Origin of the sequence: Achromobacter sp. JUb104, from assembly GCF_024806975.1 — a bacterium.
Taxonomy (GTDB): Bacteria; Pseudomonadota; Gammaproteobacteria; order Burkholderiales; family Burkholderiaceae_B; genus Achromobacter; species Achromobacter spanius.
Map to the genome: position 1 here is coordinate 1,324,518 of NZ_JANUEY010000001.1, position 17,597 is coordinate 1,342,114.

A 17,597-nucleotide genomic window follows, 5' to 3' on the forward strand; every position below is an offset into this window, starting at 1 on the left:
GAGCCCAAAGAGGCCGCATCAAACATAAACCTGGAGACAACAATATGCATTTATCGCGCAGAGCGTTCTTGATCAACGGCACAGCCATGGCAGTGGGCGCGGCCGCGTTGCCCTGGAGCTTCGCGGCACGCGCCGCGCAGTATCCGGACAAGGCGGTGCGCTTATACATCCCCTATCCGCCGGGCGCGGCCACCGACACGCTGGGCCGCATGGCGGGGCAGGTGTATGCCGAGGCGCTGGGCCAGCCCTTCGTGGTTGAGAACCGGGGCGGCGGCGGCACCACGATCGGCACGCGCGCGTTGGCGGTGTCGGCGCCGGACGGCTACACCATCGGCATGGTCGATTCACCTTCACCATCAACCCCGCGCTGCTGGGTGATCGCCAGCCCTACGACGTGATCAAGGACTTTGCGCCGATCTCGCTGATGGCGACCGCGCCGTTCGTGATGGTGGTGCATCCGTCCGTCAAGGCGAGCGATGTTGCCGCTTTTGTTGCGCTGGCCAAGGCGCAGCCGGGCACGTTGTCGTTCGGGTCGGCGGGGGTGGGCAGCGGTCCGCATCTGGCGGGTGAGCAACTGCGCCAGCAGGCGGGCGTGGACGTGCTGCACGTGCCGTACCGGGGCGGCGGCACCGTCATCACCGATCTGTTGGGCGGCCAGGTGCAGTTTGCATTCGCCACGGTGCCCACGTTGCTGGAACACATCAAGGCGGGGCGCCTGAAGGCCTTGGCGGTCACGAGCCCCAAGCGCGTCAGCCAGTTGCCTGATGTGCCGACGTTTGCCGAGGCGGGTCTGCCAGGCGTGGACATCTCGCCCTTGTTCGGCCTGGTGGCGCCAGCCGGCGTGCCGGCACCGATCATCGAGCGGCTGTCGAAAACGCTGGCCGACTCCGTGCGCAACGGCGCGCTACGCGACAAGCTGGCGGGCTTGGGCTTTCAGCCGGTGGGCAGCACCCCGGCTGAATTCGCGCAGCGGATAAAGGACGATGTGGCGAAGTGGACGGGGGTGATCCAGCGTGGGGGGATCAAGGCGGAGTAGGGTGCGCAGATGGCGCCCGCGCGCATGCTCGGTGGAGCGCAAGGTGGGGTGAGGGGGCACGCGAATTGGGTCAGCGCGCTTGCCGATTCGGCTCATACCCGGTGAGCAGGTCATTCGGGCGCGATTCCTGCGGCCTTGATGACCCTGCCCCATTTCTGAATGTCGGCGGCCTGAAATTCGTTCAGCTCGGCGGAGGTTGTTGTCCACGCCTGAGTTGCTGAGTTTCGAAAGAATGCCCGCGCGCCGTCGCTGCCCACCGCCCCGACCAGCAACTGCCTTAGCTTCGCAACAGTCGGCGCGGGTGATCCGGCCGGAACGTAGGCAGCGAACCAGTAACCCATGTCATAGCCTTTGATGCCGGCCTCGTCCAGGGTAGGCACATCCGGCAGTTGCGGCAGGCGTTCCTGGGTTGATGCGCCGAGTGGGCGCAGTCTGCCTGCCTCGATTTGCGACAAACCGGTCACGGTGTCGATCACCATCATGTCGATGTGACCGCCCAACAGATCGTTAAGCGCATTGGGATTGCTGTTGTAGCCGACCCAGACGATGTCCGTACCGGTCAGTTGCTTGAGCATTTCGCCTGCGATGCGGCTGGACGAATTGCCGCTGCCGAAGCTCAGTTTGCCGGGGGCTTGCTTGGCCGCGCGAACCAGGTCATCGACCGTGCGATAAGGCGAGTCGGCTTTCACCACTAAAACCTGACCGCCGCGTCCCAGTGCTGTCAGTGGGGTGAAATCCGCTACCGGGTCATAAGGAAGCGTCTTGAAAAGATGGGGGTTGGCGGCTTGCGTCGTGTTGGTGGTGATCAACACCGTGTAGCCGTCGGGGGCGGCTCGGGCCACATGCTGCGCGGCGATCATGCCGCTTGCGCCTGGCCGGTTTTCCACGACGACAGCTTGCCCCGTCTGCTGCGTAAGCGACGCTGACAATGCGCGAGCCAGCAGGTCGGTTGCGCTGCCCGCGCCGAATGGCACGACAAATGTCACGGGCTTTTCAGGGTAGCCGGCCGCATGTGCCGAGACGGTCCAGGCGAGGCCAAGGACGGCCAACATAGATGCCGCCAGGCGGACGGTAAAAGTAATGATGCGGTTCATGATGTTTGTCTCCTGCAATTAGTTGGTGCGGGCGTCATTGGCCTGCACGCTTCATATGCCCGCCTTCTGAGTGCGTGGTCAACGCGCTCAAACCGGCTGGAAGGAAGGGGCGCGGCGGGCGCGCTGCGAGAGAAAATCGCGCACGACGGCCTTGTGCTCATCGCCGCAAAGCAAAATCGCCTGCATGGCGGCAGCGGTCTCCAGCGCTATCGGCAAGGTCGACTCGGCGGCATCCAATACCAGGCGCTTGGCCATGCGCAAGGCTTGGGGGGGATTCGACGCAATGCGCCGGGCCAAGGCGGCGCTTGTCTCGTCCAACGCTTCCGGCGCCACCACGCGGGACACCATGCCCAGTTGCAACGCGGTCGCCGCGTCGATGAATTCGCTGGTCAGGGTCAACTCCAACGCCTTTGCCGTCCCCACGATGCGGGTCAAGAACCAGGCGCCGCCTATGCCAGACACCAGGCCCAGCCGCAGGAAGCTTTCGGCAAATGTCGCGCTTTCGCTGGCCACGCGCAGGTCGCACATGAGGGCCAAGTCACAGCCGGCTCCCACAGCCGCCCCATTGACCGCCGCAATAGACGGCATCTGCAAGGCTTGCAATGCATGAGTGATTCGATGCAGCGTTGATTTCAGTCGGGCGCGGATTTCGGTGGCGGAGCCTTGCATCAAGTCGGCCCCTTGTTCCATGTCTTTCACATTGCCGCCCGTGCAGAAATGCTTGCCTGTGGCGCGCAGCAATACGCAATGAACGTTTGATAGCGTATTGGCCCGTTCCAGGGCCTCGGCAAGCGCCTCGGCCATGCGTACCGACATGGCATTGCCTGTATCGGGGTCATTGAGGCTCAGTGTGAGGACGTCGTCGGCGACGTCTTGCAGGATCAATACCTCGGCAATGGGCGAGGCGGCCTCTCCGGCGACGGATTCATTGGATTTCATTGGTGTGTCCTTGGCTCATGTAGAAAATTGCTCGGGTTGACCCAGTACGCCGCTACCAAACAGGGCGTCGATCTCCGCCGGGGCATAGCCACATTCGGTGAGGATCTGGCGGCTGTGCTGGCCCAGCGTTGGCGCGGCCGTGATGGGGGCATTCGCGCTGGTTGCGCGAGCGGGCCCCGGTGCAAAGCCCGGCATGCGCACCTTTCCAGCAACAGGATGGTCAACCCAACTGTCGATTCCGCTCGCCGCGTACTCTTGTGAGCGGACGACATCGTCGTAGTCCGCCACCGGCGCGCACAGGATGTCCGACTCGGCAAGCCGCTTCACCCATTCGTCGGTGGCACGCTGCCGAAACAAGGGCGTCAACGCCCGGCGAAGCGCATCGCGGTGCGCGACGCGGGATTCATTACTGGAAAAACGCGGATCATGTTCCAGTTCCCCGGCGCCCAATACGGCGCACAAGGCTTGCCAGCGCTTGGGGTGGTAGGCGGCCACCATGATCCAGCCATCGAGGGTCTGGTATGCCTCGTTCGGTGCGGCGTAGGGGGCGGCGCTACCCGCCTTGGCGGGTGCGGTGTCCGAGGCAAAGTACGACGCGTAGCCGATCTGCTGCAGCATCAGCGTTGCGTTGTACAGGCTGATGTCGAGGTATTCGCCTTGGCCGCTGCGTTGCGCCGCGTGGTGCGCGGCCAGAATCGCAATCGTGGCCAGGTAGGCCGTAACCATGTCGGCAACCGGCGTCGCGACTTTTACCGGCTCGCCGTCCGCGACGCCCAAGGTGCTCATCAAGCCGCTGGCGGCCTGGATGATGCCGTCTACACCGGGCCGGCCACGCAGCGGGCCGGTTTGTCCGTACGCGGAAATGGAGCAATACACCAATCCGCGATTGCTGTTGGCCAGCGTGTCGTAGCCCAGACCAAACGCCTGCATGACGCCCGGACGGTAGTTTTCAACCACCACGTCCGCGCGGCTGACCAAGCGGCGCGCGACCTCGCGACCGCTGTCGGATTTCAGATCCAACGCGATGCCGCGCTTGTTGCGATTCACACTCAAGTACACGGCGCTTTCGCCCGCGATCCAGGGCGGGCCGATCTGCCGGCCAAGTTCCCCGCCGGGAGGTTCGATTTTGATGACGTCCGCGCCCATGTCCGCAAGCATCATGGTGCAGACGGGGCCCGCGAGGACGTGCGAGAAATCCACGACCCGGAGGTCTCGCAAGCTACGTTTGAACATGTCCTGTCTCCTGCACGACACGGTCTGATGGGTGACCGTGTTCTCGTGTCATGCAGGCAGAATAGGCAGCGGCGCCAGACCCGGCAAACGACTTTATCGACCGGATGCTTTGACTTTTTGTAAAAGGGTCAATGCAGGCGCGTGCAGATCAAACGGCGACAAAGGTGGACAGCCAATCGCGGAACACACGCAACGCTCGGGATTGCGGCTTGCCCGTCGGCCAGGCGAAGTAATACGTGAAATCCTCATGGTCGAGTATGCGATCCAGCGGCGCCACCAAGGTTCCGTCCGCCAGTTCTTTTTCGATCAGCGCCTTTTGGCCAATGGCGACGCCATGCCCTTCGATGGCTGCCTGGTAGGCAAGCAACGAGGTTTCGTACTTCATGCCTTGCGCGGGGTTGATGTTTCGCAAGCCTGCGGCGCGCAGCCATAGCATCCAATCGTCGGGGCGCGCCATGGAATGCAGCAAGGTTTGCGTCGCCAGTTGCTTCTTGTGCGTCAGCCCCAGCGTGGGGGCCGCTACGGGCACCAGCTCGTTGCGCACAAGCTGCAGCGTGCGCATACCCGGCCAGCGTCCATCGCCCAGCTGTATGCCGGCGTCAATATCTTCGCGCTGGAAATCCAGCGGCGCGAACGACGTCATGACTTGAACGTCGATGTCTTTATGCTTCTGATGAAAACTTGCCAGTCGCGGGATGAGCCAGCGCACGGCAAAGGTAGCGGGTGAGCGGATGCGCAGCGTATCCCGGCCCACGCTGGCGCCGGCCACCGCCAGGGTGGCCTCACGCAGGGTCGCAAACAACGGTATTAGGTCCGACAGATAGCGTGCGCCTGCCGGTGTCAGGGTCAGGCCGCCGCGTATGCGTAAAAACAGCGGTGTGCCCAGGTAGTTTTCCAGCGCCCGGACCTGCCTGCTGACCGCCGCCGGTGTGACGCACAGTTCATCGGCTGCCTTGGAAATGCTTAGCAGGCGCCCCGTGGCTTCGAACGCCCGGGCGGGATTCAGTGGGGGAAGCAAGTCGCGTCTAGCCATGGCTAGCCCCGCGCCACCGCGCGCCGCAGGCGCAGCGACGCGACGCGGCCCAGCACGATGGGCGCTACGCCATTGCTGAACGTCACTTCCGTCTGCGCGCCGGAAAGGGGCGATAACTGCAAGACATGCTCAAGATTGATGATGATCGAGCGGGACAAGGCGCAGAAAGGCGGGGACGGCAGATGCGCGGCCAGGCGTTTGAGCGTGATGTGCATCAGCTCGTTGTCGTTGGCGGCCCTGCACAGGCGGACGTAGTCACCTTGGGCCTGAACGAGCGTCAGCGCTTCGACTTTGATGAGTTTGGTGCCGGCCTTCGTTTTCATCGGCACGTAGCCGGTGGCGCGGGGCCGTAGCCGCGCCAACGTCTGGGCAAGCCTCTCGGGGCTGACCGGCTTGAGCAGGTAATCCACCGCCGCGACGTCGAACGCGCGGGTGGCGTAGTCGTTGTGCGCGGTGACGAAGACCACGGCGGGCGCGGATTCCAGATCGCTCAGAAGATCAAACCCGGTGCCGGATGTCAGTTCGATGTCCAGAAACAGGGCGTCTGGCGCGTGTGCCTGGATCAGCTCGTGGGCCTGCTCAATGGTGGAGGCCTCGCCGGTGACCTCGATATCGGGCGTGGCTTCGAGCAGCCGGCGCAGGTAGCGCCGTGCGGGAGCCTCATCGTCGACGATCAGCACACGTAGCATTTTCCTCTCAGGCGCCGGAGTGTGGCGAGTATATTCTTCGGTTCCGATACATCGACGGTTTCGATATATCTTCGGCTTCGATATATCTTCGATTCCGATACGCCGGTAAATATAAGGCCATATGCGCTGTTCCGTGAACCCGTCGCGTCGCTTGAATATGGCTGTTTCAAGAAGAGCTAGTCCATGATGTCCACATCACTCAGCCAGAGCCTTAGTCAAGGGGAATCGTCGCCGGGCTTCTGGCGCGCCCAGATCGTGGGATGGCTTTTCCTTGCGGTCGTCGGTTTTTTTATCCGGATGGCGGTGTTCGGCAATTCGGCCGCGGCGGTCTGGCTGACGCTGGTGCTGGAACCGCTGGCCTTCGCGATGACCAGCGTGGCCGCCGTGCTGCATGGGCGCCGCGCGGGCAAGGCCGACGCGCCGATCCTGGTGCTTGTCAGCGCCGTGCTGTTGTGCCTGGCGGCCTCGGCGTTGCTGGCGTCGGTTTCCTCCGCCATCCATCAGATGTTCCCGCCAGGAAGCATGCAGGTGATGCCCGGTAATGAGTACCGGCTGGCGTTTCTCTACTACATGGGCATTCTTTCCATCTGGACGCTGGTGTACTTCGGCGTGTCGGCTGAGCTGTCCGCGCGCACCGAACGCATGTCAAAGATGAAGGCCGAGACGCGGTCCTTGCAACTGGAGCTGGAGCATCTGCGCTTGCAGATAGAGCCTCACTTTCTCTTCAATGCGCTGAACACGATCGTGGCCGAGATTGCCGAGCGCCCCGCCATTGCGGAAGAAATGACGCGCCGCCTGGCGGATTACCTGCGCTATTCACTGGACCGTCGCGGGCGCGGCTTGTCCCGGCTGGAAGAAGAGATCGAGGCGGCTCAAGCCTATCTGCGCATACAAGCCTTGCGCTTCGACACGCAGCTTGAGTGCCAATGCCAGATCGACCCGGCCACGCTGCAAATCAACCTGCCGCTGATGACCTTGCAAGGCCTTGTTGAAAATGCCATCAAGCACGGCATGCGGTCCGCGCACGAGCGCTTTGTGATCCATATTCGCACCCGGCTAGAAGGCGACGAACTGATCATCCAGGTAGAAAACCCGGGCCGCTTGCAAGCGCCGTTCGACGTGGTCCGAAGCGGCGGCGGACTCGGCAATCTTTGCCGCCGCCTTGAGTTGCGATACGCCGGACGACACGCATTTTCGCTGGATCAGCGCGGCGACAGCACCGTAGCCGAGATCAGGCTGAGGGGAGCGCCGGAGCCGCTGTAACTCCCTTATCTTGTGGCTTATCGCCCGAAAAGCGGACATAAGCCACACCTATTGGATTTAGCTCCCGCAATCAGGTGGAAGGCTATCTGAGCGTTTCCCATCATTCCCCACGCCGAAAGTGCGCTGAGGTTGACGCGCCGGATAATCCTGATCACGCTCCTCGGCGCTTTTTCGGCGCATCGGGCCGATACCGCAGGGCTTCGATGACCAGCGCCAATGCCGGGGAAATCTGTCGCCGGTTGGCGTAGTAGAGATGGTAGCCAGGCAGCACCGGCCACCAGTCTTCCAGCACGGGCACCAGGCGGCCCTGTTCCACATAGGGCTGCACCAGGTCGTAGGGGACATACGCCAGGCCCATGCCGTCCAGCGCCGCCTGGAGCATCAGAAAGGTGTTGTTGAAGATCGTCTGGCCCGCCACCCGGACGCTTAGCGCCTTTCCGCCTTTTGCAAAATCCCAGGCGTACAGGCCTCCATGCGTGGGTAGCCGTAGATTGACGCAGCAATGGTCCGTCAGCTCTTGCGGGGTGCTGGGCGGGCGCTTGCCGGCTAGATAGGCGGGCGAGGCCGCGACCGCCATCCGGAAATCGGGCGCGATGCGCACCGCGATCATGTCTTTGTCGATGCGATTGCCGCTGCGCACGCCAGCGTCAAACTGGTTTGCCGCGATGTCGGTGAACCCATAGTCCACACTGAATTCGACCTGGATGTCGGGATACTGCTGCAACAGCGGCAACAGACGTGGCCAGAGCACCGTCTTGATGGCGTGGTCATGGGTGGTGATACGAACCGTGCCGGCCGGTTTGTCCCGCATGGCGGTCAGCGATGCGAGTTCCTGTTCGATCTCGTTGAAGTGTGGGCTCAACACGCTTAGCAGTCTTTGCCCGGCTTCGGTCGTTGACACGCTTCGTGTCGTGCGGGTGAGTAGGCGCACGCCCAAGCGCGCTTCCAGCGCCAGCATCGCGTGGCTGAGTGCCGAGCGCGACAAGCCCAGTTGCGCCGCCGCGCGCGTGAAGCTTCGCGCCTGCGCAACAGCCACGAAGGTTTGGAGGTCGTTCAGGTTTTCTTTGGCCATTAGTGAATTCAGCACACCAGGGCATGCTGATTTTTCAGTCTTCTCATCTAATCGACCCGATCATACAGTAGCGAAAAGCCGGCGGTAAATGCTCGCTTTGCCGTCGGAAACACCTCGAGGAACCGCTAATCATGGCCGTTGCGCCGCACTTAAAAAAGGTCGAACCACGTGAAAACCCAGATCCCGACAATCGCCGCTTGCGCCGCGGTCTTTCAGATGGCGGCCGCCAATGCCGCCGAGCCGCAAGCCCAAGCCTCCACCGCAGCCCAGGCGATCACACGCGCGGGCGAACAGGCCTCAATCGCGGGTCCGAACGAGTACTTCACGGGCCGGGTGCGGATTGATCCCGTCTGGCCGAACAACGAGAACATCAATGCATCAGGGGCGCTTGTCACCTTTGAACCTGGCGCGCGTTCGGCGTGGCACACGCACCCTGCGGGACAGCGCCTGGTGGTGACGTCGGGTGTTGGTTTGACCCAGGAGTGGGGCAAGCCCGTACAGGTCATACGCCCGGGCGATGTCGTCTGGTGCCCGCCGGGCGTGAAGCACTGGCACGGCGCCGCACCCAGCACTGCCATGACCCATATCGCTGTCACCGCGACGGCAGATGGAAAGAACGTCAACTGGATGGAGAAGGTCAGCGATGAACAATATGACGCCCATTAAGCCGGGCAAAGCGCGCGTTCATCCGGGCAAATCGCGCCAACATTGGAGTGCACTGGTCTCCGCCATGAGCTTGGCTGGTGCGTTGATTCAGCCCGCCCACGCACAGGAAACCCGACAGATGAACCCCGCACCGGCCAGCGCGCCCACCCCTTCCGAAACCCTCAACGCCCGGCAGCAGGCCATCGTGCCGATCGCCGCCTTTGCGGCGGCAGGTGACATGGCCAAGCTGAACGTCGCGCTGAACCAGGGCCTGGATAGCGGGATGACGATAAGCGACGCCCGCGAGATCCTGGTGCAGTTGTATGCCTATGCCGGATTTCCCCGCAGCCTGAATGCGCTGAGCGAGTTGATGAAGGTGTTGGACGCCCGCAAGCAACGGGGCATCCAGGATGCGCCCGGCAATGCACCCACTCGCCCCATTCCGAAGGGGGATGCGCTGCTGGCCGCGGGCACGGCTAACCAGACGAAGCTGTCGGGCGCGCCGGTGGAAGGGCCGTTGTTCGACTTCGCGCCCGTCGCCAACGAATACCTGCGCAACCACTTGTTCGGCGATATCTTCGAGCGCGACAACCTCGACTGGCAAAGTCGCGAGTTAGCCACCGTCAGCATGCTGTCCGCGCTGCCTGGCGCCGAATCGCAATTGCAGGCGCACATGCGCATCAGCATGAACGTCGGCCTCACCGCTGGCCAGTTGCGTCAGCTTGGCCAAGTGCTGGTGACGGGCGTGGATGCTGATATGGGGCGTCGAGCCAGTGAAGCGTTGGCGCGTCAACTGGCGGCTAAAGCGCGCAAGTGAACAAGGCGTGGTCCGCCCGACAGCAGTCAGGCATGCGGGCCATCATCGCCGCTTCTTTGCAGGCGGCTCCTGCGTACGCAGCGCATCAAGCACCAAGGAAAAGGCCGGAGACGGCTGCCGCCGGCTGGGGTAATAGAGGTAGTAGCCGGCGAAGGGCGCGCACCAGTCCTCCAGCACCCGCACAAGGCGCCCCTCGTCGATGTGGGGCGCGAATTCTTCCTCTGGCAGGAAGGCAATGCCCAGGCCTTCCAGCGCTGCCTGAACGATGTGCGGGGTGCTGTTCAGTGTGGCTTGCCCATCGACGCGGACGTTCAACTGCTTGCCCTTGCGTTCGAATTCCCAGACGTACAAGCCGCCATGCGTGGGGAAGCGGATGTTGATGCAACGGTGCTTTGTCAGATCCTCCGGCCGCTTCGGCTTCGAATGCTTGGCGAAGTAGTCCGGCGTGGCGACGGCGGCCATACGCAATTTGGGGCTGATCGGCATTGCGATCATGTCCCGGTCGATGGTGTCACCCATGCGCACGCCCGCGTCGAAGCGGTCCGCGACGATGTCGCGGAATCCGTAGTTGACGTCGAACTCTACGTTGATGTCCGGGTACTCGCGTAGCAGCGGGGCAATCTTCGGCAGCAGCGTGGTCTTCAGCACATGGTCGCCGCAGGTGATGCGGACGGTGCCCGCCGGCTTGTCGCGCAGTTCCGACAATTCATCCAGTTCCGCTTCGATTTCGTCGAAGCGATGCCCGATGGCCTGCAACAGCCGTTCCCCGGCGGCGGTGGGCGACACGCTGCGCGTGGTGCGCGTCAGCAGGCGGATGTCCAGCCGGGTTTCCAAGCCGCTGATGGCTTGGCTTAGCGCCGATTGGGTTACGCCCAGCAACGCGGCGGCGCGCGTGAAGCTGCCTTCCCGCGCCACGGTCACAAATGAGAGGAGATCGTTGAGGTTTCGTCTGACCATGTCGGAAGTGTCCCACGGACTTTTGATTAGTAATACTTATAAGCCTATTCATTATTCATTAGCTAGTCATGGTGCGCCTCGCGCGGGAGAATCTGCTTCATACCGATGGAAAGGCTCGCAGAAAGGAAAATCACCATGACCCAGAAAAATGAAGCTAGTAGTACGGTGTTTTTGCCGTACGGCAAGGACATCAGCCGCCGCGGCCTCCTGAAGATGACCGGCACCGGCATCGCGGCCCTGAGCGTGGGGGCCATGGGGGCGGCGCCAGCCGTCGCCCAGTCGCCGGTGAAACTTGGCGAGACGTGGGACAAGACCTTCGCCAAGAGCGAAAAGGTGCTGCACAAGAAGCTTACGTTCAAGAACCGCTACGGCATCACCCTGGTGGGTGACCTGTACCAGCCCAGGAACGCCAGTGGCAAGCAAGCGGCCATTGTCGTCTGCGGCCCGTTCGGCGCCGTGAAGGAGCAGTCCTCGGGCCTCTATGCGCAAACGATGGCAGAGCGGGGGTTCGTCACCCTGGCCTTCGATCCGTCTTACACGGGGGAAAGTGGCGGTGAACCCCGCAACGTCGCCTCGCCGGACATCAATACCGAAGACGTCAGCGCGGCGGTTGACTGTCTTGGCCTGCAACCCGCCGTCGACCGTGACAGGATCGGCGTCATTGGAATTTGCGGGTGGGGCGGCATGGTTCTGAACGCCGTCGCGGTGGACAAGCGCGTGAAGGCCGTCGTTGCCAGCACCATGTACGACATGACGCGCGTCATGTCCAAGGGCTACAACGATAGCGTGACGCGCGAACAGCGCACCCAAACGCTTGCGCAACTCAGCCAGCAGCGTTGGGTAGACGCCGAGAAGGGTACGCCGGCCTATCAGCCGTCCTACAACGTTCTCAAGGGTGGGGAAGCGCAGTTCCTGGTGGACTACCACGACTACTACATGACGCCGCGCGGGCGGCATCCGCGCGCGGTCAATTCGGGCAACGCCTGGACGATGACCACGCCGCTATCGTTCATGAACATGCCGATCCTGACGTACATCTCGGAAATTTCCCCGCGTCCGATCTTGTTCGTCCATGGCGAATTGGCGCACTCGCGCTACTTCAGCGAAACGGCTTATGCGGCTGCCGCCCAGCCGAAAGAGCTGATGATCATTCCGGGCGCCACGCACATTGATCTGTACGACCGGCTGGATGTGATTCCCTTTGACAAGCTGGCGGCTTTCTTCACGCAGCACTTGGCTTCCACATGAAGGCGTGGAGCGGCGTATTCGCCATGTCGCTGTGCGTGTTCGCACTCGTGGCCTCTGAGTTCATGCCCGTCAGTTTGCTGACGCCAATCGCCGGCGATCTGGGAATAACAGAAGGCATGGCGGGGCAGGGCATTGCGATCTCCGGCGCCTTCGCGGTGTTGACCAGCCTGTCGATCTCGGCCGTGGCAGGCGCCATGGACCGCAAGAAGCTGCTGCTGATCTTGACCGTCTTGATGGGCATCTCCGGCGTCATCGTGGCGACAGCACCGAACTATGTGACGTACATGGTGGGCCGCGCGCTCATTGGTGTCGTGATCGGCGGCTTCTGGTCCATGTCGGCCGCCATGGCAATCCGCCTGGTGCCGGCGAGCCAGGTGCCCAAGGCCCTGGCCATTTTCAACGGCGGCAACGCGCTGGCGACGGTGATTGCGGCGCCCCTGGGAAGCTACTTGGGCTCCATCATCGGCTGGCGGGGTGCGTTCTTCGCGCTGCTGCCCGTGGCTGCAATCGCATTGGTCTGGCAGTGGATCGCCTTGCCTTGCATGAAGCCGGCGGCACGCGCGCCTGGCTCTGGCAGCGTGTTCAGGGTGCTTAAGAGCCGCACCATTCGTTATGGCATGGCCGGGTGTGGAGCCTTCTTCTTGGGCCAGTTTGCGTTGTTCACCTACCTGCGCCCGTTTCTTGAATCGGTGACGCAAGTGAACGTGTCCACGCTATCGCTGATCCTGCTGGTGATCGGTGTGGCGGGCTTTATTGGCACCGCGCTGATTGGCGCGGTTCTCAAGCGTGGCTTGTACCGGACGTTGATCCTCATTCCGGCATTGATGGCGGTCATTGCCCTGGCGCTGATCCCTTTCGGCACCTGGGTTGCCGCGGTGGTGGCGCTGCTGGCTCTTTGGGGCCTGATGGCGACGTCCGCACCCGTTGGCTGGTGGAGCTGGATCGCTGAGGCCATGCCGCACAACGCCGAGGCAGGGGGCGGCCTGATGGTGGCGGTAATTCAGTTGTCCATCGCTCTGGGTTCGCTCGTGGGTGGCGTGCTGTTCGATTCGGTGGGGTATCAAAGCACCTTCGTGGCGAGTGCGGCGGCGCTGGTAGTCGCAGCCTTTCTTGCTTTTCTGGCGTCGCGCTCGCAACCGCGGCAAGCGGCCTGAGCCGCGCATCGCATTAAATGAAAGCCATGACGACGAACCTTCGCGCCGCTCGCGGCGGACAACGCCAGCCGGCCATTAAAATCCGACACTTGCGTCGCCCGCGAGTTTGGCGCTGGCTTGGCCTGTTTTGCGGCGTTCTTGTGCTGGGGGGAAGCCACGCCGCCAAGCCCGGCGCTTCAGGCCCGCCCCTAGCCGCAGCCACGGCTGTGGACGCAATCCAATCGGAGGAAGCAAGCATGTGGATGACCATTGGCGAACGCCGCTTCGCAATCACACTGGCCGACACCATGGCGGCTCGAGAATTCGCCGCCATGCTGCCCCTGACGATCGACATGGCCGACCTCAACGACAACGAAAAGCACGCAGACCTTCCGCGCGCGCTGCCCACCAACGCCAGCCGGCCCGGCACGATCCGAAGCGGCGATCTCATGCTGTACGGATCTAGAACCCTGGTCGTTTTCTATCAGACCTTCCAGTCGTCGTACGCTTACACGCCGATTGGCCGGGTAGACGACGTCGACGGCCTGGCGCAGGCGCTTGGCAGCGGAAATGCGCGGATCGGGTTCGCCAAGGACTAGCGTCATGGCTTTGACGTCCCTAAAAATCCTTGGCGATTAAGTTGCGCAGGTTCATGCGCAAGGTGGCTTTGCGAGCGCCCTTGACTCGCGGTCAGACATTGCCTTTTCGCGCATACCTAATATCGAGTATGCGCGCCAGCACCGTTGCGGATATCAATAGCACTCGCTCTTCTTGAACGCCGCTGTTGAGCATCTGATAAAGGGGCAAAGCCATGGGCGTCTTTGTGCTAAGTGCCGGGTCGAAAAAAGAACTTCTGCGCGTCCACGAGGCACTGGTCTCGATCGTCGAGAAGGCCGTGCAGCTCTCTGTTCAAGAGTTTGCCGTGCATGACGGAATTCGCACCATCGCTGAACAACAACAGATGGTGCAGCGAGGGGCATCACAAACCCTGGATTCTCGGCATGTCAGTGGGCATGCCGTTGACCTGGTTCCGTATATCAATGGGAAGCTGCGTTGGGAATGGCCGCCCATCTATCTGATCGCGGATGCGATGCGGATAGGGGCTCAGGAACTGAAAATTCCCCTTCGTTGGGGAGGGGCGTGGGACGTTGATTTCACCAATTCAACGGAACTGCCCGAAGACCTGGTCGCCAACTACGTGGCGCGGCGAAAAAAGCAGGGCTTGTCTGCCTTTATTGACGGGCCTCATTTCGAGTTGCAGCGCAGCCAATATCCCTGAAGGGCAGTGGGTTCAAAGGCGGATATATCCGGGGGGGCGGCATGTCGACTGAAGGTGCTTCTTCCGTACCAAAGTGGCAGTCCATGATCTGGCTGGGGCTGGGCGTGGCGTTGACTGCGCTGCTCATGTCGATACTGCTGCTGGTTGCGCTGACTCAAATGCGCGTGTTGAGCGTTATTCAGGACGGAGGCGCTGATCCCGCGTTTGTGGCGAGCACGTTGGGAAGCTCGAACCTGATATTGCTGCGAATCATCGTGGTCTTGATCGGCGGAGGCATCTCATTCGCGGGATTGGCGGTGTCTTTCTTTTCGCATGAAAGCGCGACCGTGGTGTCGGTGGGCGAGGCGCCGGCGGTTTCCGTTCCCAAGGTTAGCTTGGTCAGTCGGTCTCCGGGGACGATTGCGGTGTTCGTCGGCGCCGTGGTGATTGTCTGTGCCCTGTTTGCCAGGACGACCGCCCATTACAAGGGACCCACGACGACCGAAGTGGGGGAAGAAACCGATCGCTCGGCGGAACAAAACCTGAAGCAGCCGCCGCCCTGATAAGGCTGAAATCTTGCGGCGGTGCATGGAGGTCTGGAGATGAAGACGCTACTGTTGATCGCACTTGTGGTTGCTTACCCGTCGATGTCTCGGGCCGCTGATAGCGCGATTCCGTGCGACGTTGCCGATGCTCTGGCCGAGAAGGCGTATCAGCGCGTGTCAAGCGCCATGTCGAACCATCAAAGGGCCGTCGCCGTCGTCGCAAGCCAAGCATTCTGGGATCTGAAGGAATACGCCTCGGCGTGTCCCCGCGTTGCTTCCCGAGCGAGTGATCTACTCGCTTCGGGCTTTCACGGGTATCTGCTGGATCCTTGGTCGGAAGCGGTACTGGAAGGCGTGAATCGAGATAGTGTGAAAGGCCCCTTCATCCCACCCGAACTAGCGTTTCCGATGCCTCGAACGACCCAAGGATCGGGCGGCTTTACGGGCGAATATAAAAATCCAACGGCGAAGGGGTTAGGGTCTGGCGGCAAGCAGGAGGTGGTTTGCAAGCCGGTCAGAATAAAAACGTCAATTGGCGGCTCCGCAATTGTGCACGGAAGGACGCCACCCCCCAATTTTCGGATGTATGAGTGGTCCACGGAAATAGACGTGAAATCCGTCCTGGACGCCGCCGCGGCCATAGAGGGAAACAAGAATCTATTGTTGGGCAGATGAGGCATACAGATTCGTCAACGACGCTTTAAGAAAGCCGCCGTCCACCACGATGTCCTGCCCATTCACATACAGCGACGCATCGCTCGCAAGAAACGCGACGGCTCCCGCGATATCCGACGGCAGTCCAATACGCCGCGCCGGGATATGGGCGATGCGCTTTTGCAGCACGGCATCGTCGCGGTAGTGCGCCTCGGACAGTGGCGTGCGGATCATGCCCGGGCTGATGGAGTTTGCGCGGAGTCCCAGCGGGCCCCATTCCACGGCCATCTGGCGCGTCAAGGCTTGCAGGGCGGACTTGGTGGTGCCGTAGGCGCCGACTCGTGTCGGTGTCTGGGCAGAGATCGACGCCACATTGATGATGCTGCCCGCCTGCTGACTCCGCATCATGGGAAACAGTGCCTGCGCACACAGCAATGCGCCGCGCAGATTGACGCGGAAGATGCGGTCCCATAAGTCGATCGGGAAGTCCTCCAGGCCCACCGGTGCGGCGCTGATGGCCGCGTTGTTGACAAGAATGTCGCAACGGCCGAAACGCTCGCCAAGCTGCTTGGCCGTCGTCGCTACCGAGTCCGGGTCGGAAATGTCGCAACGCAGGTTCAACAAGCCATCCGTCGGGGCGGCGATGTCGGGCGCGTTGATATCCACCTGCGCCACGGCAGCGCCCATGGATCGCAGGAGCTGGCAAATGGCCAGGCCGATTCCGCCGGTGGCCCCGGTGACCACCGCGACGCGGCCTTGCAAGGCATTGACGGCAAACGGGGCATTGAAAGACGTGTCCATGCGTTCTGCCTACTTATTTTTCAGGTCGGCAACTTTCGCCAGGCCTTGCCAGATGACCGCATCCCGCTTGATCGATGCCGCGAATTCCTTCGCGGAAATTGTCGGGGGCACGATCATGTTCTGTCCTTCGATACTCGCTTGGACGTCAGGCGTGTGCTGCGCACGGTAGATCTCGGCGTTAAGCCGGTCGATGATCTCGGGCGGCGTGCCCGCCGGCGCGAATACGCCATACCAGCCATCGGCTTCAAAGTTGTAGCCTTGCTCGGCTAGCGTAGGCACGTCCATCGTGGCCGGCCAGCGCCGCGAACCCGTCTGGCCCAGGGCGACCAACTTGCCGCTGCGCATGAACGGAACGGGCGAGGCGATGTCCATGAAACCCACGCTGATGGTGTTGGCCATCAGGTCGGTGCTTTCGGTGACCAATTGCTTGTAGGGAACATGCGGCATGTCCAGGCCGTAATTGGCCTTGATGCCTTCCATGGCCAGGTTGCCGGATGACCCAGCGCCCCAGGATCCATAGGCAAGCTTGCCGGGGTTGGCCTTGGCGTAGGCGACCATGTCCGCCAGATTCTTGAAGCCCATGCTGGGGTTGGCGACCAGCAAAATTCCTGCCGCTCCGACCTGGGCGACGGGCAGCAGGTCTTTCTCCGGATCGTAGGGAAGCGAAGGCAGAACGACGGGATTCAGCAAGATGGCGGAAGAGGGCGCAAGCAGCAAGGTGTAGCCATCGGGCTCTGCCTTGGCCACCGCGCTGCACGCGATCATGCCGTTGGCGCCCGGCTTTGATTCCACGACGATGGGCTGCTTCAGTGCGTTGGACAAGGGCGCGGCGAGCAGGCGGGCAAAGATATCGCCGCCCGCGCCCGGTGAACCGGCAACCACCAGCCGAATAGGGCGGTCGGGCCAATTACCTTTGGCGGCCAAGGCGTTGACGCCCAGGCCCATCAGCATGCCGCCCAGCAGGATGGCCCGTCGCGTGGGAAGGGATTGGGTCATTGCTTGTCTCCAGAATCTTTGAACTCGTTGTCGAATTCGTTTTTGAATTATCAGGAGCTCTAAATTCTAGGTGGCTGAATCGGCTTGCCTATCCCTGAACTCGCAGATCAGAACTGCGCGAAGCGAAGGAATAATGGACAGCGCCGCTCGCGATGAGGACGCCGTCGTGCTGCGTTTTTTGCAG

At 62.1% G+C, this 17,597-nt stretch carries 20 protein-coding genes; 11 read left to right on the plus strand and 9 right to left on the minus strand.

Annotation, left to right across the window (positions count from 1 at the left end; translation table 11 throughout):
• Positions 1–68 precede the first annotated feature (68 nt).
• Together M2361_RS06120 and M2361_RS06125 are read left to right on the plus strand one after the other, a co-directional pair.
• The gene (locus M2361_RS06120) at positions 69–398 is read left to right on the plus strand and encodes a tripartite tricarboxylate transporter substrate-binding protein (protein ID WP_259247008.1); all 330 of its coding nucleotides are present in this window, start codon (positions 69–71) and stop codon (positions 396–398) included.
• Complete coding sequence (locus M2361_RS06125; protein ID WP_259247012.1) at positions 395–1,036, plus strand: tripartite tricarboxylate transporter substrate binding protein; 642 nt, start codon at positions 395–397, stop codon at positions 1,034–1,036. Before M2361_RS06120 ends, M2361_RS06125 begins: the two co-directional genes overlap by 4 nt.
• A 110-nt stretch (positions 1,037–1,146) precedes the next feature.
• On the opposite strand, the gene M2361_RS06130 is transcribed toward M2361_RS06125, so the two are convergent.
• The 5 genes from M2361_RS06130 to M2361_RS06150 form a co-directional block, all read right to left on the minus strand.
• Entirely contained in the window at positions 1,147–2,130 is a 984-nt protein-coding gene (locus M2361_RS06130; RefSeq protein WP_404976281.1) for a Bug family tripartite tricarboxylate transporter substrate binding protein, read from the minus strand.
• Positions 2,131–2,217: 87 nt separating this feature from the next.
• Positions 2,218–3,069, minus strand: a complete 852-nt coding sequence (locus M2361_RS06135) for an enoyl-CoA hydratase-related protein (protein WP_259247014.1) — start codon at positions 3,067–3,069, stop codon at positions 2,218–2,220.
• Between the two features lie 15 nt (positions 3,070–3,084).
• Positions 3,085–4,302 carry a CaiB/BaiF CoA-transferase family protein gene (locus M2361_RS06140; RefSeq protein ID WP_259247015.1) on the minus strand — a complete coding sequence of 406 codons (1,218 nt, stop codon included), beginning with the start codon at positions 4,300–4,302 and terminating at the stop codon, positions 3,085–3,087.
• Between the two features lie 148 nt (positions 4,303–4,450).
• Entirely contained in the window at positions 4,451–5,335 is an 885-nt protein-coding gene (locus M2361_RS06145; protein WP_259247017.1) for a LysR substrate-binding domain-containing protein, read from the minus strand.
• A 2-nt stretch (positions 5,336–5,337) separates the two neighbouring features.
• Complete coding sequence (locus tag M2361_RS06150; protein WP_259247018.1) at positions 5,338–6,024, minus strand: LytTR family DNA-binding domain-containing protein; 687 nt, start codon at positions 6,022–6,024, stop codon at positions 5,338–5,340.
• 183 nt (positions 6,025–6,207) lie between these two features.
• Here M2361_RS06150 and M2361_RS06155 point away from each other — a divergent pair, with 183 nt between their 5' ends.
• Positions 6,208–7,287 (plus strand): sensor histidine kinase, encoded by a 1,080-nt coding sequence (locus M2361_RS06155; protein ID WP_259247019.1) that lies wholly within the window; start codon positions 6,208–6,210, stop codon positions 7,285–7,287.
• Positions 7,288–7,438: 151 nt separating this feature from the next.
• On the opposite strand, the gene M2361_RS06160 is transcribed toward M2361_RS06155, so the two are convergent.
• Positions 7,439–8,359 carry a LysR family transcriptional regulator gene (locus M2361_RS06160; protein ID WP_259247021.1) on the minus strand — a complete coding sequence of 307 codons (921 nt, stop codon included), beginning with the start codon at positions 8,357–8,359 and terminating at the stop codon, positions 7,439–7,441.
• Positions 8,360–8,575: 216 nt separating this feature from the next.
• On the opposite strand from M2361_RS06160, the gene M2361_RS06165 reads away from it, so the two are divergent.
• A complete protein-coding gene (locus M2361_RS06165; RefSeq protein WP_259249248.1) occupies positions 8,576–9,025 on the plus strand; it encodes a cupin domain-containing protein in 450 nt (149 codons plus the stop codon).
• Positions 9,026–9,143: 118 nt separating this feature from the next.
• A complete protein-coding gene (locus tag M2361_RS06170) occupies positions 9,144–9,821 on the plus strand; it encodes a carboxymuconolactone decarboxylase family protein (protein ID WP_259247022.1) in 678 nt (225 codons plus the stop codon).
• A gap of 42 nt (positions 9,822–9,863) precedes the next feature.
• On the opposite strand, the gene M2361_RS06175 is transcribed toward M2361_RS06170, so the two are convergent.
• Entirely contained in the window at positions 9,864–10,778 is a 915-nt protein-coding gene (locus tag M2361_RS06175; RefSeq protein ID WP_259247023.1) for a LysR family transcriptional regulator, read from the minus strand.
• 135 nt (positions 10,779–10,913) lie between these two features.
• Here M2361_RS06175 and M2361_RS06180 point away from each other — a divergent pair, with 135 nt between their 5' ends.
• The 6 genes from M2361_RS06180 (at position 10,914) to M2361_RS06205 (ending at position 15,637) form a co-directional block, all read left to right on the plus strand.
• A complete protein-coding gene (locus M2361_RS06180; RefSeq protein WP_259247025.1) occupies positions 10,914–12,026 on the plus strand; it encodes an alpha/beta hydrolase in 1,113 nt (370 codons plus the stop codon).
• Positions 12,023–13,180, plus strand: a complete 1,158-nt coding sequence (locus tag M2361_RS06185; RefSeq protein WP_259247026.1) for an MFS transporter — start codon at positions 12,023–12,025, stop codon at positions 13,178–13,180. Before M2361_RS06180 ends, M2361_RS06185 begins: the two co-directional genes overlap by 4 nt.
• Before the next feature lie 236 nt (positions 13,181–13,416).
• Entirely contained in the window at positions 13,417–13,758 is a 342-nt protein-coding gene (locus M2361_RS06190) for a cyclophilin-like fold protein (protein WP_259247028.1), read from the plus strand.
• Between the two features lie 212 nt (positions 13,759–13,970).
• A complete protein-coding gene (locus M2361_RS06195) occupies positions 13,971–14,438 on the plus strand; it encodes a M15 family metallopeptidase (RefSeq protein WP_259247030.1) in 468 nt (155 codons plus the stop codon).
• Positions 14,439–14,479: 41 nt separating this feature from the next.
• Positions 14,480–14,980, plus strand: coding sequence for a hypothetical protein (locus M2361_RS06200; protein ID WP_259247038.1), 501 nt, complete (start codon positions 14,480–14,482; stop codon positions 14,978–14,980).
• 39 nt (positions 14,981–15,019) lie between these two features.
• Positions 15,020–15,637 carry a hypothetical protein gene (locus M2361_RS06205; RefSeq protein ID WP_259247040.1) on the plus strand — a complete coding sequence of 206 codons (618 nt, stop codon included), beginning with the start codon at positions 15,020–15,022 and terminating at the stop codon, positions 15,635–15,637.
• On the opposite strand, the gene M2361_RS06210 is transcribed toward M2361_RS06205, so the two are convergent.
• Both M2361_RS06210 and M2361_RS06215 read right to left on the minus strand, forming a co-directional pair.
• Positions 15,620–16,417: an SDR family NAD(P)-dependent oxidoreductase gene (locus M2361_RS06210; protein ID WP_259247041.1), complete on the minus strand. Its 798-nt coding sequence runs from the start codon at positions 16,415–16,417 to the stop codon at positions 15,620–15,622. The genes M2361_RS06205 and M2361_RS06210 overlap by 18 nt on opposite strands.
• A 9-nt stretch (positions 16,418–16,426) precedes the next feature.
• Positions 16,427–17,413: a tripartite tricarboxylate transporter substrate binding protein gene (locus M2361_RS06215; RefSeq protein ID WP_259247043.1), complete on the minus strand. Its 987-nt coding sequence runs from the start codon at positions 17,411–17,413 to the stop codon at positions 16,427–16,429.
• Positions 17,414–17,597 lie beyond the last annotated feature (184 nt).

Coding starts and splice junctions, on each gene's coding strand:
- M2361_RS06205 (WP_259247040.1), top strand. CDS start 15,020: ATGAAGACGCTACTGTTGATCGCACTTGTGGTTGCTTACCCGTCGATG.
- M2361_RS06175 (WP_259247023.1), bottom strand. CDS start 10,778: ATGGTCAGACGAAACCTCAACGATCTCCTCTCATTTGTGACCGTGGCG.
- M2361_RS06160 (WP_259247021.1), bottom strand. CDS start 8,359: ATGGCCAAAGAAAACCTGAACGACCTCCAAACCTTCGTGGCTGTTGCG.
- M2361_RS06135 (WP_259247014.1), bottom strand. CDS start 3,069: ATGAAATCCAATGAATCCGTCGCCGGAGAGGCCGCCTCGCCCATTGCC.
- M2361_RS06195 (WP_259247030.1), top strand. CDS start 13,971: ATGGGCGTCTTTGTGCTAAGTGCCGGGTCGAAAAAAGAACTTCTGCGC.
- M2361_RS06170 (WP_259247022.1), top strand. CDS start 9,144: ATGAACCCCGCACCGGCCAGCGCGCCCACCCCTTCCGAAACCCTCAAC.
- M2361_RS06180 (WP_259247025.1), top strand. CDS start 10,914: ATGACCCAGAAAAATGAAGCTAGTAGTACGGTGTTTTTGCCGTACGGC.
- M2361_RS06190 (WP_259247028.1), top strand. CDS start 13,417: ATGTGGATGACCATTGGCGAACGCCGCTTCGCAATCACACTGGCCGAC.
- M2361_RS06165 (WP_259249248.1), top strand. CDS start 8,576: ATGGCGGCCGCCAATGCCGCCGAGCCGCAAGCCCAAGCCTCCACCGCA.
- M2361_RS06185 (WP_259247026.1), top strand. CDS start 12,023: ATGAAGGCGTGGAGCGGCGTATTCGCCATGTCGCTGTGCGTGTTCGCA.
- M2361_RS06145 (WP_259247017.1), bottom strand. CDS start 5,335: ATGGCTAGACGCGACTTGCTTCCCCCACTGAATCCCGCCCGGGCGTTC.
- M2361_RS06155 (WP_259247019.1), top strand. CDS start 6,208: ATGATGTCCACATCACTCAGCCAGAGCCTTAGTCAAGGGGAATCGTCG.
- M2361_RS06210 (WP_259247041.1), bottom strand. CDS start 16,417: ATGGACACGTCTTTCAATGCCCCGTTTGCCGTCAATGCCTTGCAAGGC.
- M2361_RS06130 (WP_404976281.1), bottom strand. CDS start 2,130: ATGAACCGCATCATTACTTTTACCGTCCGCCTGGCGGCATCTATGTTG.
- M2361_RS06140 (WP_259247015.1), bottom strand. CDS start 4,302: ATGTTCAAACGTAGCTTGCGAGACCTCCGGGTCGTGGATTTCTCGCAC.
- M2361_RS06150 (WP_259247018.1), bottom strand. CDS start 6,024: ATGCTACGTGTGCTGATCGTCGACGATGAGGCTCCCGCACGGCGCTAC.
- M2361_RS06200 (WP_259247038.1), top strand. CDS start 14,480: ATGTCGACTGAAGGTGCTTCTTCCGTACCAAAGTGGCAGTCCATGATC.
- M2361_RS06215 (WP_259247043.1), bottom strand. CDS start 17,413: ATGACCCAATCCCTTCCCACGCGACGGGCCATCCTGCTGGGCGGCATG.